Source organism: Nocardioides sp. L-11A (assembly GCA_029961745.1).
Taxonomy (GTDB): Bacteria; Actinomycetota; Actinomycetes; order Propionibacteriales; family Nocardioidaceae; genus Nocardioides.
In genome coordinates this window covers 4479518-4494242 of record CP124680.1, presented here as the reverse complement: position 1 = coordinate 4494242, position 14725 = coordinate 4479518, and the positions used below count along the sequence as shown (strand labels likewise).

Sequence of the window (14725 nt, the reverse complement as noted above, 5' to 3'; positions counted from 1 at the left end):
CTCGGGTCAGCGGCCCTGGTTGGCGACGGCGGCGGCAGCCGCGGCGGCGGCCTCCGGGTCGAGGTAGCGCCCGCCGGGGACGACCGGGGCGAGTGTGTCCTCGTCGAGCTCGTAGACCAGCGGCATCCCGGTGGGGATGTTCAGGCCGGCGATGTCGGCGTCACTGATCCGGTCGAGGTGCTTCACGATCGCGCGCAGGCTGTTGCCGTGGGCGGCGACCAGCACGGTGTGGCCGGCGCGCAGGTCCGGCACGATCCCGGCGTCCCAGTAGGGGAGGAGCCGCTCGATGACCTGCTTGAGCGCCTCGGCGCGGGGCAGCTCGTCGCCGAGGTCGGCGTAGCGGGGGTCGCCGGACTGGGAGTACGGGTCGTCGTCGGCCAGCGGGGGCGGCGGGGTGTCGAAGGAGCGGCGCCAGAGCATGAACTGCTCCTCGCCGTACTCGTCCTTGATCGCCTTCTTGTCCTTGCCCTGCAGGGCGCCGTAGTGACGCTCGTTGAGGCGCCAGGAGCGACGGACCGGGATCCAGTGCCGGTCGGCGGCGTCGAGCGCGAGCGCGGCGGTGTTGATCGCGCGGCGCTGCAGCGAAGTGTGGACGACGTCGGGCAGGATGCCGGCCTCGGCGAGGAGCTCGCCGCCGCGGACCGCCTCGCCGCGCCCCTTCTCGGTCAGCGCGACGTCGACCCAGCCGGTGAAGAGGTTCTTCGCGTTCCACTCGCTCTCGCCGTGACGGAGCAGGACCAGCGTGAACGTCATCAGTGCGCCTCGCCGCCGGGGCTCGGGGCCTCGTCGGCGCAGCTGAAGTTCGCGTCGTGGGTCTCCTCGGCGGACTCCGTGGCATCGTCGGCCGCGCTGTCGCCGCCCTTGGCGGACGCGGACGCGCTCGGGAGGTCGGTGGGGACCTGGGTGTACTGGAAGCACGGCTTGACGACGGGTACGTCGAGGCTGAGCGTGGTGCCGTCGCTGAAGGTCAGGTCGAGCGGCACGAACTCGCCGGCGGTGAAGTTGCCGGTCAGGGGGACGACGCTGTCGGTGGCCAGGTTGACGAAGCCGCGGCCCGCCACCTCGATCGGGTCGAACGCGCCGGCGACGACGCCCGCCGTCGACGACACGGACTCGAGCGAGGCGTCCTCGCGAAGGTTGTTGGACAGCGAGCCGATCAGCCGGCCCTCGCCCTGCGCGGTCGCCAGGATCCGGATGCCGAGCGCGTCGACGTCTCCGGAGCGCTCGTTGACGCCACCGGCGATCGTGTTGACCCGATCGGTGGGGTAGTCGAAGCCGCAGGCGCTGAGGGCAGTGGCGGGAACGACCGCCAGCAGCAGTCCGGCGAGCGCGGATCGGCGCAGGTGGGGCATGTCGGCGAGCCTCCGGGTCAGTTGGGTCGAAGCGGCCTCACTCTAGCGTCGGTCAACGGCTGAGCCCGACCCGGGCACCGACCACGACCAGCAGCACCACGATGACGACGGTGTAGATGGTCGACAGCGCCAGCAGCCGGGTCGCGCCGAGCTTGAGTCCGAGCTTGAGCGGCAGGTAGGTCCAGCCGTCCTCGTGATCGGCCACCAGGCCCCACACCGCGCGCGTGAAATGGACGCCGATGCCGAGCAGGGCCGCGAGCACCACGATCGCCGGTTCGGGCGGGCTGCCGACCGCCTTGCCGCCCCAGCCGCCGTACGAGAGGTACGCCGGCAGCAGGGCGAAGGACGCCGCCCACGACCACCAGGACCAGAAGCCGGTGCGCAGCACGATATTGCCGAGCATCGCCACGACGACCGACGCGCCGTAGAAGGCGCCCGCCTTCGCGCCGGTGGTGGTGGCGAGGGGGAGGAGCAGCAGGAAGCCGACGATCACGGCGTACCAGGCCGTGCCGGGGTCCAGCCGACCGGTGGCGATCGGCTTGCCGGTCAGGCCGTGCGCCTCGTCGCGCTGCCGGTCGACGATGTCGTTGTGCCAGCCGAGGATGGTCTGGCCGACGAGCACGGTCACCAGCACCACACCCGCCTCGCGCGCCGGGCGGCCGGCGACCGCCGCCACCAGGCCCATCGCGAGTGCGGTGGTGATCGCCTGCTTGGCGTGCGCCGCCTGCAGCAGCTGGAGCGGTACGACGTCCGCGGGGTTGCGTCCGCCGAGCACGCGCCCGGACAGGCCGGTCCGGTCCGGGACGTGCGGCAGCGGCGGGTGCGGGTCGACGGGGTCCTCGTCGGGGTCGTCCCCCGGCACCTCGCGCGGCTCCTCGACGATCTCGTCCTCCGGCTCGTCCCCGACGACCTCGCCGCCGGCCGGGTCCGCGTCCGGGTGGTCCGCATCCGGGTCCGCGTCCGGGTCGGGCTCCTCGTCGAGGGTCGCCTCGACCGCCTCGGGGGTCTCCTCGGAGATCTCCTCGGGGCCCGCCTCGACCGGGGTTCCCTCCCCGGCGGAGCGGCCGCGCCGCCAGCGCTGCGTCTTCGCCATGGCGAGCAGTATTGACCACCGTCGACCCGCATGGGGGCGGGCCCGCCGAAACGGTCGGAGCGGCCGTCACACCCCTCCGGGTGATCTCCGCCACAGGCCGGCTGGTCGGCCGCACCATAGGTTCGGTCACTTGTCAAGCCGCCGATTGTGCCCCTGACCTGCGCAAACGCATTCGGAGAGTCCTTGATGGCGTGGTAAGATAGGTCACCCTAGGAAGGGGTTTTGCTCATATGACTTTCACCGTCGGCGAAACGGTCGTCTACCCCAATCACGGGGCCGCGGTCATCGAGAACATCGAGATGCGGACGATCAAGGGCCAGGAACGGCAGTACCTCGTGCTTCGGATTGTCGCCCAGCAGGACCTCGTGGTCCGCGTCCCGGCAGACAACCTGGACCTCGTGGGTGTTCGGGATGTCGTGGACAAGGACGGGCTGGACCGGGTCTTCGGAGTGCTCCGCGCGGAGCATGTCGAGGAGCCGACCAACTGGTCGAGGCGCTACAAGGCGAACCTCGAGAAGCTCCACAGTGGCGACGTCATGAAGGTGGCGGAGGTCGTCCGCGACTTGTGGCGCCGCGAGCGGGACCGCGGTCTGTCGGCCGGCGAGAAGCGGATGCTCGCCAAGGCCCGCCAGATCCTGGTCTCCGAGCTCGCGCTCTGCGAGAACACCAACGAGGACAAGGCCGAGACCATCCTCGACGAGGTGCTGGCGAGCTAGTCGGCTCGGTCGCGTCTCACTCCGTCCCGACGACGTCATACGGTGGGTTCCGATGAACCCGCATCCGTATGACGTCGTCGGCATTTCGGCCCCCGTCGCCGGGATCGTGGTCGAGGAGGGGCGCGGCGCCCTCCCGTTCCACCTGATCCACGGCGAGTCCCTGGTCGCCGCCGCGGCCTGGGCGGCGGGTGAGGCCGGGATCGACCTGCTCGACCAGACCGTCCCCTGGGACCTGGTGGTCGAGCTCGAGCAGCCGTTGCTGCTGCACGACCCGCTGTGCCCGATGACCCCGCCCGACTTCCTGCGACGCTGTGCCGAGCGTGCCGGCGTCGAGGACCGGATCCTGGTCGGCGTGCGCCCGGTGACCGACACCGTCAAGGAGGAGCGCGTCGCGCCCGACGGCGGGAGGTCGCTGGGCGCGACCGTCGACCGCGACGGCCTGGTCGAGGTCTGCTCGCCGGTCGTGCTCCCGGCCTCCGTGGTCGCCGACCTGCTCGGCGACGGCGGACGGCTGCCGGCGACCGGGTTCGTGGCGCTCGTCGCCGCCCTCCGCGAGCGGTACGGCGCCGACCGGGTCGAGCTGGTCGAGGCGCCGCCCGCCGCGCGCCGGGTCGGGTCCGAGGCCGACCTGCAGGTGCTCGAGGCGCTGACCGACCCCCGCTAGCCGCTCAGCGCCGGGTCCGCGGGTCGCGGGTCGGATCGGCGTAGCGGGGCGGGCAGCCCCGGTCGACGGCGTCGGGGCGCAGCTCGAAGTGCCAGGGCTCGTTGTCGTAGATCCGGCACAGGCCGTACCGCGCCCCGTGGGTTCCCAGCCAGGCCGCGGCCCGTGCCGGTCCCACGTCGACCGCGTCGCCCGACACGTGCGGCGAGGTGTCCGGTGTCGCGACCCAGCGCGCCGCCTCCTCCCGCGAGCCGTAGGTCGCGACGGCCTCGTCGAGGAGCCGCTGCTGGTACGCGCGGGAGCGCCAGCCACTGTTGACCACGATGTCGACGTCGTCGTCGACAGCGGCGGTCGCGGCCCGCCGCAGCGCGCGCAGCAGGTCCGGGTCGAGCTCGGTCACGCCGGCCTGCGCGTCGTCGTACGCCGAGGTGCCGTCGGCCAGTTCCCCGCTCCCGACGGGCGCGGCGTCGGAGGAGGATGCGGGCAGGGCGACGAGACGGGAGCCGACGACGCCGACCAGCGCCACGACGAGCAGGACGAGGGGGACGACGGCCGGCCGCAGGCGGTGCCGTACGGGCGGTGCGGTGGGGAAGAGGGCCATGGCGACGAGTCAAGACAGTGCGGCGTTGCCGGGGCGTATGGCCTTTTCGATATGCCGGCGATATGCGGCGACTCGTAGCATCGACCGGGTGCGGGTGCTGATCGTCGAGGACGAGCCTCTCCTGGCCGAGGCCGTCCGGGACGCGCTGCGCCTGGAGGCGATCGCGGCCGACGTCGCGGGCGACGGCGACACGGCACTGGAGCTGCTGAGCGTCAACGCCTACGACATCGCGGTCCTCGACCGCGACGTGCCGGGCCCTTCGGGCGACGAGATCGCGCGACGCATCGTCGCCTCCGGCAGCGGGATGCCGATCCTGATGCTCACCGCGGCCGACCGGCTCGATGACAAGGCGTCCGGCTTCGCGCTCGGCGCGGACGACTACCTCACCAAGCCGTTCGAGCTCGCCGAGCTCGTGCTCCGACTGCGCGCGCTGGACCGCCGGCGCGCGCACCACCGGCCCCCCGTCCGTGAGATCGCCGGGGTCCGCCTCGACCCGTTCCGCCGCGAGGTCTACCGCGACGGTCGGTACGTCGCGCTGACCCGCAAGCAGTTCGCGGTGCTGGAGGTCCTCGTGGCGGCCGAGGGCGGTGTCGTCAGCGCCGAGGAGCTGTTGGAGCGGGCCTGGGACGAGAACGCCGACCCGTTCACCAACGCCGTCCGGATCACCGTCTCCGCGCTGCGCAAGCGGCTCGGGGAGCCGTGGGTGATCGCGACCGTGGCGGGCGTCGGCTACCGCATCGACGCCGGCGACCCGGAGGGAGCCGGCGGTGCATAGGCGTCCGGGTCTGAGCGTGCGCCTGCGGCTGACGCTCAGCTACGCCGGCTTCCTGCTGCTGGCCGGCGCGCTGCTGCTCGCGGTCGTCTGGCTGTTCCTGCTGCGCTATGTGCCCGACCAGGCCGTGACCGTCCCGGTCCGGGGCGGGACGGACGACCCGATGCGCTCGCCGTACCTGTTCGTGCCGGGCCGCTCGGACCTGTGGGAGGCGTTCGCGCCCAAGGCGGCAGGGGCGCTGGTCTTCCTGCTGGTGTGCGGCCTGCTCGGCGGGTGGCTGCTCGCCGGCCGGATGCTGGCACCGCTGGCACGGATCACCGAGGCCACCCGGACGGCGGCGACGGGGTCGCTCTACCACCGCATCCAGCTGCCGGGACGCCGCGACGAGTTCCGCGAGCTCGCGGACGCCTTCGACAGCATGCTCGCGCGACTCGACGCGCACGTCGCCGAGCAGCAGCGCTTCGCCGCCAACGCCTCGCACGAGCTGCGGACGCCGCTGACCATCACCCAGACCCTGCTGGAGCTCGCCCGCAAGGACCCGTCCCGTGACACCGGCCGGCTCGTCGAGAGCCTGTACGCCGTCAACACCCGGGCGATCGACCTCACCGAGGCGCTGCTCGTGCTCAGCCGTGCCGACCGGCGGTCCTTCGCCCGTGAGGACGTCGACCTCTCGCTCGTCGCGGAGGAGGCCACCGAGACGCTGCTGACGTTCGCGGAGGCCCGGGGCGTCGCCGTCGAGACGTCCGGCGACCTCGCCGTCACCCGGGGTGAGCCGGCGCTGCTGCTGCAGTTGACGACGAACCTCGTGCACAACGCGATCGTCCACAACCTCCCCGACGGGGGCAGCGTCGTGGTGACCACCCGCCGTGACCCGTCGGCCGCGGTCCTGACGGTGGAGAACACCGGTGCGCTCCTCGCTCCGGACGTCGTCGCCACCCTGGCCGAGCCGTTCCAGCGGGGGAGCGAGCGCACCCACGCGGGCGGGCCGGGGCACGCCGGCGCCGGGCTCGGCCTCGCCATCGTGCGGAGCATCACCGAGGCGCACGACGGCGCCCTCGTCCTGCGGGCGCGCCCCCGAGGTGGCCTCGAAGTGACGGTGCGCCTACCGGCCGCCGGCGGCTGAGGCCGGCCGCTACCGCAGGACCAGCAGCCGCTCGGCGACCCGGAGGTCCTCGGCGAAGGTGACCTTGAGGTTGGCCGGCCCGGAGGGGACGGCGCGCACCTCGAGCTCCGGTGGCGCGAACCGCGCGAAGGCCGCCGCGGTGTCGGTGCCGTCGAAGCCCGCGGCGGCCGCGGCGGCATAGGCCGCCCGCAGCGGTGCCGCCCGGAAGGCCTGGGGCGTCTGCACGCCGACCAGCCGGGTGCCCGCGCCGCCCGGTGCGGGCGCCACGGCGGGGTCCCGCGGCAGCGGCCCGGCCAGGTCGACGGTGGGGACGGCGCCGCCGTACCGGCGGGCAGTGGCGATCGCCGTGGCGAACAGCTCCGCCTCCACCAGCGGCCGGGCGCCGTCGTGGATGGCGATGACGTCGATGCTGCCGTCGTCCACCCGCGGCGCGAGCGCGGCGAGTGCGGCCTGCTCGGAGTCCTGGCGGGTCGCGCCGCCCTCGACCAACAGCACCTCGCGCTCGCCGATGACGGGCAGCAGCGCCGCGCCGATGTCGGCGCGCTCGCCGGGGCGGTGCACGACCAGGACCGGGTCGACGTCCGCCACCTCCAGGGCGGTCCGCACCGACCAGGCGAGCAGCGGCTGCCCGCGCAGTGGCAGCAGGATCTTGTTGACCTCGGCGCCGACGCGCGTGCCGCTCCCGGCGGCGAGCACGACGATCGCGGCGGTCGCGGTGGTCGCGGTGGTCGGTGGGGTGGTCACCCCGCGAGCGTAGTCAGACCAGGGCCCGCTGCCGGGCCCGGTCGACCAGGACGAACAGCTCGCCGCTGACCAGCTCCCGGCGCTCGAAGGGCAGGTAGTGCCCGGCGCCGGGCGCGATGAGGAGGCGGGCGCCGCGGATGCCGCGGGCGATCTTGCCGGCGTGCTCGGGCGGGGTGAGCAGGTCGCGGCTGCCGACGAGGACCGTGGCCGGGATGTCGTCGAACGCGGCCAGGTTGCCGATCCGGTCGTGGTTCATCATGTCCTTGAAGAAGCCGGACATGGTCTCGGGGCGGGCGTGGACCAGCTGGTCGACGGCGTGCGCGATGTCGCGGGCCCGGGCGGGACGGCCGAACAGGAACCGGCGCGCGACCTGGCGCTCGATCGTCGGGAACTTCTCCCGGCGACTGAGGCTGAGCATCCGCGAGCGGTTGGCGAGGATGAACGGCAGCCGGTCGCGCAGCAGCGCCCCGGCGGCTGCCGGCAGGCCGAGGGTGACCTTGTCGAGCTCGCCGCTCGTCGTACTGACGAACAGGGCGCCCACGATCCGTGGCATCAGGTCGGGGCGCTCCTCGGGCAGGGCGGTGATCGTCATGCCGCCGACCGAGTGGCCGGCGACGACCAGCGGACCCTCGGGCGCGTAGGTGTCGACGATCAGGCCGAGATCGCGCGCCAGGTGCGGGATCGTGCAGGCGGCCTCGGGGGCGCGGTCGGACCGACCGTGCCCGCGGTGGTCCCAGGTGATCACCCGGACGTCGCGGCCGTAGCGGGCCAGCAGGTCGGTGACCTGGTAGTGCCAGTCCGACTCGTCCGCGGTCCAGCAGTGGGCGAGCAGCACCGTCAGCGGCGCGTCCCCGCGCCCGTGCACGGTCACGTGGACCCGCAGGCCGTCCTCGGTGATCACGGTGTGGTCGGACATCGGTGCCTCCTCGGCCTCACTGTCGGCACTGTCGGCGCCCCACCCTGCCACGTGATCCGCCGCTCCGGCGGGTTTCGTGCGACGACGTGTCACATGTCGGTGGGCGTCATGAGGTCAGCAGGGCGGTCGCGATCGCAGCCACGCCCTCGCCGCGCCCGGTCAGGCCCAGCCCGTCGGTCGTCGTGGCGGACAGCGAGACCGGGGCGCCGAGGACGCCGCTCAAGGCGGCCTCCGCCTCGGCCCGGCGCGGTCCCACCTTCGGTCGGTTGCCGATCACCTGGACGGCGACGTTGAGGACGGTGAAGCCCGCGGCCTCCACCCGACGCCGGGTCTCGCCGAGCAGGGCCGCTCCGCTGGCACCGGCCCACGCGGGGTCCGCCGTACCGAAGTTGCTGCCGAGATCGCCGAGCCCCGCCGCCGACAGCAGCGCGTCGCATGCCGCGTGGGCGGCGACGTCCGCGTCGGAGTGCCCTTCGAGCCGGATCTCCTCGTCCGGCCAGGTCAGCCCACCGAGGGCGAGCGGCGGGTCCTGTGGTCCGCGGGGGACGAGGCGGTGGACGTCGGAGCCGATGCCGATGCGCGGGTTCACTCACCCGATCATGCCCGAGCCGCTCCCTGTGGGAGAGAATCAGCCGCGTGAGGACCTCCCGCGCCTGGTGGCCGCTGGCGGGGCTGATCGCCGGGGCCGTGGGCCTGGCGGTGAGCTACGCCGGCGCCGCGCTGCTGCACGTGCGGGACTCGCCGGTCGTCGCGGTCGCCGAGGGCGTCATCGCGCTGACGCCCGGCCCGGTCGCGACCTGGGCGATCGACACCTTCGGCACCGCCGACAAGAAGGTGCTCATCCTCGGCATCCTCGCGGTGCTCGCGCTCCTGTTCGGGTGGATCGGTCGGCTGGCGCACCAGCGCTGGTGGGCCGCCGTCACGGGGTACGCCGTACTGGCCGGGATCGCCGTCGTCGCCGTACTGACCAAGCCGACGCCGGGACTGATCGACCTCGCGCCGGTCGCGGCGGGCCTGCTGTGCTGGCTGGTCGTGCTCGCCGTGCTGGCCGAGTGGCTGCGCCGCTGGGAGCTGGTCGAGGAGAGCGGCGACCGCGACGCCGAGCCGATGCACATCCGGCGGCGCTTCCTCGTCGCCCTGGGCGGCGCGGCCGCGCTCGCGGTGGCCGGGGGCCTGGTGGGCCGGATCGCCGGCAGCGCCCGCCGCCGGGCCGAGCAGAGCCGGCGCCTGCTCCGGATCGAGGGCACCACCGCACCCGCCGTCCCCGACGGGGTGGGGGTCGGCGTCGAGGGCGTCTCGCCCTGGCAGACCTCGAACGACGACTTCTATCTGATCGACACCGCGATCATCAAGCCGACCATCGCGCCCGCCGACTGGGAGCTGCGGATCCACGGCATGGTCGAGCGCGAGCTCCGGCTGTCGTACGCCGACCTGGTCCGCCGGGAGATCACCCAGGACTGGATCACGCTCAATTGCGTCTCCAACGAGGTCGGCGGCGACCTGATCGGCAACGCCTGGTGGAGCGGGGTGCGGCTGTCCACGCTGCTCGCCGAGGCCGGACCGCTGCCGGGCGCCGACGCGGTGCTCCAGACGTCCGAGGACGGCTGGACCTGTGGTACGCCGCTCGCGGCGCTGACCGACGAGCGCAACGCGATGCTCGCGGTCGCGATGAACGGCGAGCCGCTGCCGATCGAGCACGGCTTCCCGGTGCGCACGATCGTGCCGGGGCTCTACGGGTACGTGTCGGCGTGCAAGTGGGTGGTCGACCTGGAGGTCACCCGGTTCAGCGACATCACGGCGTACTGGACCGAGAAGGGCTGGGCCGAGCAGGGCCCGGTGAAGATCGCCTCGAAGATCGAGGTGCCCGGCCACGGCGCCGACGTACCGGCCGGGGAGGTCGTGTGCGCCGGGGTCGCCTGGCTCCAGCACACCGGGATCGCCGCGGTCGAGGTGCAGGTCGACGGCGGCCGCTGGCAGCGGGCCACGCTCGCGGCCGCGCCCAACCTCGACACCTGGGTCCAGTGGCGGGCGGTCGTCGACGTCGAGCCCGGCGACCACGAGCTCCGGGTCCGGGCGATCGACACGCGGGGCCGCACCCAGACCGGCGCTGTCGCCGAGGTCGTGCCCGACGGCGCCACCGGTTGGCACACCGTCGAGTTCAGTGCTGGTTAGCGCGAGCGTGTCGCAGGTCGTGGTCGCCGCCCACGCGGTCGAGTTCCGAGCATCGACCCGGCGCGTTTGAACACGACGGGTCGGCGCTTCTCAGGCGTTCAGATGCGACGGGTCGATGATTCGCCGCGCAGCTCACCAGTTGCCGGCGGGCGCGGGCGGCAGCGGGTGGGCGGCGTCGTGGACGACGTTCGCCGCGCCGCCGGACGCCTGCAGCCAGGCCCGCTCCAGCTGCGCGCGGGAGTAGACCCGCCGCACGCCGTCGTTGCCGGACGCGGCGGGGTCGTTGACGATCACGTCGCCGGTGGTGGTGAAGCCGACGATCACCAGCAGGTGCCCGTTGGAGGAGGAGATCGGGGCGCCGGCGAGCTCCCCGCGGGCGAACGCCAGCGAGATCACGGGAGGGATGCCGGCCTGCACGAGCAGCTCGGCGTCGGTGAGGTCGCGCAGCCGGGTCACGAACGCCTCCCCGGCGGCACCGAGCCGCCGCGCGGCGTAGGCGGTGTTGAACGTCCAGTTCCCGGTGCCCCGGTAGGCGTGGTCGTAGGTCAGCCGCGCGGTCGCGTCGACCCACGGGTCCGGGTGTCCGCCGGGCACCCAGCCGTAGCTGCCGGGGCCCGGCAGCCGGCCGTAGTAGCCGAGCACCATCGCGGTCGACGTCGGTGAGCACCATGCCTCGCCACCGCCGCCCCACTGCGGGTAGTGGCCGGAGTGGATCATCTGGGAGTACCGCGGCACGGCGAGCTCCACGCCACGCGCGACCGCGGGCGTCGAGGTCGGGCCGGAGGTGGCGGGCAGGCGCGAGGTCATCGCGGTGACCAGGTCGACGCGGGGGGCCTTGCGGCCGCGCTCGTGGTGCACCGCGACCCGGAGTCGGTACGACGCCAGGCCGGCCGTCCGCCAGGTGTCGGTCACGACCCGGGTGCCGTCGTCGGCCTGGGTGCCGCCCGAGCGGCGCTTGACGACCTTGTCCTTGGCCGCCCAGCGGGCGAGCACGTCCCACGACGTCTTCGCGCCGCCGGCGGAGCGGCCGCGGACCTCGACCTCGATCCAGCTGGAGCCGGGGGTGCGGGCGGACCACGACGCGATCAGCTCGGTGAAGTCGAAGCCGGGGGAGACCCACGGGCTCTTCCAGCGCGCGACCTCGTAGGTCCGGCCGAACTTCGCGCGCGTCCTCGCCGGTTTCCACGGGCCGGGCGCGGCGAACCGTTCCAGGTCGACCTGGCGGTCGGAGACGGCCGCGGCGCTCACCGCCCGCGGCACGGTGCCCGCGGCACCGTCCGGCCGCCCGACGGCCAGGGTGAGGACGCCCGCGACCAGGCAGGCGGCCACGACGAGGGAGGCGAGGGACACGACGGGGTGGGGGAAGATCCGGCGCATCGCACCACGGTATGTCACACCCGTCACTTCCGTCACACCGCCGAGTCATGCGTCACACCGTCGCTCGAACCGTTTCGCCCGAGGCCCGGCGGGAAGGGTGGCGCTCGTGCTCAAACCGATCCGCCTCCTGTTGTCCGCCCTCTCCGCCGCTCTCCTCGCGCTCGTCCTGCTGCCCCTGACCGCCGGCTCCGCCGCGGCCGCACCGACCGTCGTCGGCGTCGCGGTCGACGAGCAGGGCAAGCCGCTGCAGAGGGTCTACTGGGACATCTACAGCCTGCAGAACGGCCAGTGGATCGGCCTGCAGTTCGGCCCGAAGCTCACCGACGCGAACGGCCGCTTCGAGTACAACGGCTTCGGACTGAACGCTGGCACCAAGTACCGGATCTGCTTCAGCGACAGCTTCTACGGCTTCGGCGACGGCGGCGAGTGGACCGCCGAGGTGCGCCACCGCGACACCTGCTGGCGCTCGGACGCGACCGTCTCGACCTCCGTGGACACGGCGAGCGACTGGACCGCGACGGACGGTCCCACGACGTTCCGGCTGACGCTGCCCACCACCGGCCTCGGGATGGCGCCGGTCGAGCCGTTCGTCCTCGGAGCCTTCGAGGTGGGCAAGCCGCTCACCGCCGTCGGGCTCGAGGGCTGGCGACCGACCACCGCCGCCCTCACGTACCAGTGGTACCGGTGGGCGAACAACACCACCCTCGAGAAGATCGCGGGTGCCACCACATCGACCTACCTGCCCACCTCCGCCGACGCGGGCAAGCGGGTGACGGTCGCGGTGACCGGCACGCTGGCCGGCTACCAGAGCGCTGTGCTGTTCTCAGACGGCAACGTCGTGGGCCCGGGCCACGCCCAGTTCGCCTCGGCTCTGAAGATCACGGGCACACCCGCGCCCGGCCAGACGCTGACGGCGAGCTTCGGACCGCCGTCCGGCCGCTATTACAGCGAGATCAGCTGGTACGTCGACGGCCGTCCCCAGGTCGGCTTCACCCGGTCGAGCACGACCAGTGCGACCTTCCCCGTGACCGCGGCGATGTCCGGTGCCGTCATCGAGGCGCGGGTGATGGTCTACCTCGACGATTCTGCCGGGAACTCCATCGACGGCAGCAGGTCCGACGGCCGGGCGATGGTCCAGGCCCAGGGCGTGCGGCCGCCGCAGCCGCTTCCCCTCACGGCGCAGCCGACGGTCGCCACCACCCCCGTATCCGGTGCCACCGCCGTGGGCGCCACCCTCACGGCTCCCGGTGCCGTCACCGCGGACCCGGCCGCCACGACGACGTACCAGTGGCTGCGGGGCGGTGCGCCGGTCCCCGGGGCGACCGGCGCGAGCTACCGGCTGCAGCCCGCGGACGTCGGTCACCGGATCTCCGTCGCCGCCACCGTGGCCCGCCCGGGCTGGTGGAACGGCTTCCTGCGCACCTCGGCCGACTCCGAGGTCGTCCAGGGCGTGCTGCCGGCCGGCCAGGTCAAGGTGAAGGGCGCGGCCCGCGCCGGCGCGAAGCTCAAGGCGAAGGTGGTCGGCTGGGACGGCGCCACGCTCAGCTACCGCTGGTACCGCAACGGCAAGGCCATCAAGCCGGCCAAGAAGGCGTCCAAGGCGGCCTACAAGCTGACGAGGAAGGACCGCGGCAAGCGGATCACCGTCGTCGTCACCGCGACCCAGGCGTCCTACCTCTCGGAGACCGTGACGTCGAAGGCGAAGAAGGTCAAGCGCTGAGGCGTGGCTGAGGGTCACGCGTGGGTCCGGCGACAATGCCTGCCGGACTCGCGCGGATCCCTAGACTGGCGCCGTGAGCATCCGGCTGTACGACACCGCGACCCGCGAAGTCCGTGACTTCGTGCCCCTTCACGAGGGCAGGGCGGGTCTCTACGTCTGTGGTCTCACGGTCCAGAGCGAGCCCCACGTCGGGCACGTGCGCTCGGCGGTCAACTTCGACGTCCTGCAGCGCTGGCTGCGTCATCGGGGCTACGAGGTCACGTTCATCCGCAATATCACCGACATCGACGACAAGATCCTGGCGAAGTCGGAAGACCAGAACCGGCCCTGGTACAACCTCGCCTACGCGATGAAGATCGAGCTCGACAAGGCCTACGCCGCGCTCAACGTCGCGCCGCCGACCTACGAGCCGGCCGCGACGGGACACATCCCCGAGATGGTCGAGCTGATCGCGCGGCTGATCGAGCGCGGCCACGCCTATCCGGCCGACGACGGCAGCGGCGACGTCTACTTCGACGTGCGTTCGTGGCCGTCGTACGGCGAGCTGACCCACCAGGGCGTCGACGACATGGAGCCCGCGGCCGACGCCGACCCGCGGGGCAAGAGGGACCCGCGGGACTTCGCCCTGTGGAAGGGGCGCAAGGACTCCGAGCCGGAGACCGCGTCCTGGCCGAGCCCGTGGGGCCGCGGCCGCCCGGGCTGGCACATCGAGTGCTCGGCGATGGCCGGCAAGTACCTCGGCGATGCCTTCGACATCCACGGCGGCGGCGTCGACCTGCGCTTCCCGCACCACGAGAACGAGCAGGCCCAGTCGCGTGCGGCCGGCGGCGCCTTCGCGTCGTACTGGATGCACAACGCGTGGATCACCACCGCCGGTGAGAAGATGAGCAAGTCGCTCGGCAACACGCTCAGCATCCCGTCGGTGCTCCAGCGGGTCAGCGGCGCCGAGCTGCGCTTCTACATGGTCGCCGCGCACTACCGCTCCCACGTGGAGTTCAGCTTCGAGGCGCTCGACGAGGCGGCGGCGGGCTACCAGCGGATCGTCTCCTTCCTCGACCGGGTCGGCGACGACGCGGACCCGGCGTCGTCCGAGCTACCCGAGGCGTTCTGCGCGGCGATGGACGACGACCTCGGTACGCCGGCCGCGGTGGCCGTGCTCTACGACGCGGTGCGCGAGGGCAACCGGCTGCTCGCCGCCGGCGAGGACGCGTCCGTCGTGGGCGGCGCCGTCGCAGCGATGCTGAGCGTGCTCGGCGTCCACCCGCGCGACCCGGCCTGGGCGAGCAGCGGTGCGCCCGGCGCCGAGGAACGGCTCACCGCGGCGGTCGACGCCCTGGTGTCCGGCCTGCTCGAGGAGCGCACACAGGCGCGCGCCGACAAGGACTGGGCGCGCGCCGACGCGATCCGCGACCGGATCAAGGCGGCCGGGATCGAGATCACCGACACCCCCGACGGACCCACCTGGACGGTGAATTGAT

The 14725-nt window shown here is 73.2% G+C and carries 15 protein-coding genes; 7 read left to right on the top strand and 8 right to left on the bottom strand.

Translation table 11 applies throughout. From position 1 onward, the window contains the following. Positions 1-6: 6 nt before the first annotated feature. The 3 genes from QJ852_21625 to QJ852_21615 are packed head-to-tail and all read right to left on the bottom strand — an operon-like array spanning position 7 to position 2445. Positions 7-753 carry a phosphoglyceromutase gene (locus tag QJ852_21625; protein WGX95740.1) on the bottom strand — a complete coding sequence of 249 codons (747 nt, stop codon included), beginning with the start codon at positions 751-753 and terminating at the stop codon, positions 7-9. After that, positions 753-1352 (bottom strand): hypothetical protein, encoded by a 600-nt coding sequence (locus QJ852_21620; GenBank protein WGX95739.1) that lies wholly within the window; start codon positions 1350-1352, stop codon positions 753-755. Before QJ852_21620 ends, QJ852_21625 begins: the two co-directional genes overlap by 1 nt. A 52-nt stretch (positions 1353-1404) precedes the next feature. After that, positions 1405-2445, bottom strand: a complete 1041-nt coding sequence (locus QJ852_21615; protein ID WGX95738.1) for a UbiA family prenyltransferase — start codon at positions 2443-2445, stop codon at positions 1405-1407. Positions 2446-2675: 230 nt separating this feature from the next. Between QJ852_21615 and QJ852_21610 the strand changes: the two genes are divergently transcribed. Both QJ852_21610 and QJ852_21605 read left to right on the top strand, forming a co-directional pair. Continuing rightward, positions 2676-3161 carry a CarD family transcriptional regulator gene (locus QJ852_21610; GenBank protein ID WGX95737.1) on the top strand — a complete coding sequence of 162 codons (486 nt, stop codon included), beginning with the start codon at positions 2676-2678 and terminating at the stop codon, positions 3159-3161. A 52-nt stretch (positions 3162-3213) separates the two neighbouring features. Next, entirely contained in the window at positions 3214-3825 is a 612-nt protein-coding gene (locus tag QJ852_21605; protein ID WGX95736.1) for a 2-C-methyl-D-erythritol 4-phosphate cytidylyltransferase, read from the top strand. Between the two features lie 4 nt (positions 3826-3829). Here the strand turns inward: QJ852_21605 and QJ852_21600 are convergent, their stop codons facing one another. After that, on the bottom strand, positions 3830-4423 hold the full coding sequence (locus QJ852_21600; GenBank protein WGX95735.1) for a M15 family metallopeptidase: 594 nt from the start codon (positions 4421-4423) through the stop codon (positions 3830-3832). Between the two features lie 88 nt (positions 4424-4511). On the opposite strand from QJ852_21600, the gene QJ852_21595 reads away from it, so the two are divergent. Both QJ852_21595 and QJ852_21590 read left to right on the top strand, forming a co-directional pair. After that, on the top strand, positions 4512-5198 hold the full coding sequence (locus QJ852_21595) for a response regulator transcription factor (GenBank protein ID WGX95734.1): 687 nt from the start codon (positions 4512-4514) through the stop codon (positions 5196-5198). A 16-nt stretch (positions 5199-5214) separates the two neighbouring features. Further along, on the top strand, positions 5215-6318 hold the full coding sequence (locus QJ852_21590) for a HAMP domain-containing sensor histidine kinase (protein ID WGX95733.1): 1104 nt from the start codon (positions 5215-5217) through the stop codon (positions 6316-6318). Between the two features lie 9 nt (positions 6319-6327). Here QJ852_21590 and QJ852_21585 read toward each other — a convergent pair whose 3' ends face one another. The 3 genes from QJ852_21585 to ispF form a co-directional block, all read right to left on the bottom strand. After that, positions 6328-7062, bottom strand: a complete 735-nt coding sequence (locus QJ852_21585; GenBank protein WGX95732.1) for a 2-C-methyl-D-erythritol 4-phosphate cytidylyltransferase — start codon at positions 7060-7062, stop codon at positions 6328-6330. 13 nt (positions 7063-7075) lie between these two features. Beyond that, complete coding sequence (locus QJ852_21580; GenBank protein ID WGX95731.1) at positions 7076-7978, bottom strand: alpha/beta hydrolase; 903 nt, start codon at positions 7976-7978, stop codon at positions 7076-7078. A 106-nt stretch (positions 7979-8084) separates the two neighbouring features. Next, positions 8085-8567 carry a 2-C-methyl-D-erythritol 2,4-cyclodiphosphate synthase gene (gene ispF / locus QJ852_21575; GenBank protein WGX95730.1) on the bottom strand — a complete coding sequence of 161 codons (483 nt, stop codon included), beginning with the start codon at positions 8565-8567 and terminating at the stop codon, positions 8085-8087. A 47-nt stretch (positions 8568-8614) separates the two neighbouring features. Between ispF and QJ852_21570 the strand changes: the two genes are divergently transcribed. Further along, a complete protein-coding gene (locus QJ852_21570) occupies positions 8615-10150 on the top strand; it encodes a molybdopterin-dependent oxidoreductase (protein ID WGX95729.1) in 1536 nt (511 codons plus the stop codon). A 132-nt stretch (positions 10151-10282) separates the two neighbouring features. On the opposite strand, the gene QJ852_21565 is transcribed toward QJ852_21570, so the two are convergent. Continuing rightward, positions 10283-11527, bottom strand: coding sequence for a C39 family peptidase (locus QJ852_21565; GenBank protein WGX95728.1), 1245 nt, complete (start codon positions 11525-11527; stop codon positions 10283-10285). Positions 11528-11633: 106 nt separating this feature from the next. Here QJ852_21565 and QJ852_21560 point away from each other — a divergent pair, with 106 nt between their 5' ends. Both QJ852_21560 and cysS read left to right on the top strand, forming a co-directional pair. Further along, positions 11634-13247 (top strand): hypothetical protein, encoded by a 1614-nt coding sequence (locus tag QJ852_21560; protein WGX95727.1) that lies wholly within the window; start codon positions 11634-11636, stop codon positions 13245-13247. Between the two features lie 73 nt (positions 13248-13320). Beyond that, positions 13321-14724 (top strand): cysteine--tRNA ligase, encoded by a 1404-nt coding sequence (gene cysS / locus QJ852_21555; protein WGX95726.1) that lies wholly within the window; start codon positions 13321-13323, stop codon positions 14722-14724. Position 14725: the final 1 nt, after the last annotated feature.

Coding starts and splice junctions, on each gene's coding strand:
- QJ852_21605 (WGX95736.1), top strand. CDS start 3,214: ATGAACCCGCATCCGTATGACGTCGTCGGCATTTCGGCCCCCGTCGCC.
- QJ852_21565 (WGX95728.1), bottom strand. CDS start 11,527: ATGCGCCGGATCTTCCCCCACCCCGTCGTGTCCCTCGCCTCCCTCGTC.
- QJ852_21580 (WGX95731.1), bottom strand. CDS start 7,978: ATGTCCGACCACACCGTGATCACCGAGGACGGCCTGCGGGTCCACGTG.
- QJ852_21625 (WGX95740.1), bottom strand. CDS start 753: ATGACGTTCACGCTGGTCCTGCTCCGTCACGGCGAGAGCGAGTGGAAC.
- QJ852_21620 (WGX95739.1), bottom strand. CDS start 1,352: ATGCCCCACCTGCGCCGATCCGCGCTCGCCGGACTGCTGCTGGCGGTC.
- QJ852_21610 (WGX95737.1), top strand. CDS start 2,676: ATGACTTTCACCGTCGGCGAAACGGTCGTCTACCCCAATCACGGGGCC.
- QJ852_21600 (WGX95735.1), bottom strand. CDS start 4,423: ATGGCCCTCTTCCCCACCGCACCGCCCGTACGGCACCGCCTGCGGCCG.
- QJ852_21615 (WGX95738.1), bottom strand. CDS start 2,445: ATGGCGAAGACGCAGCGCTGGCGGCGCGGCCGCTCCGCCGGGGAGGGA.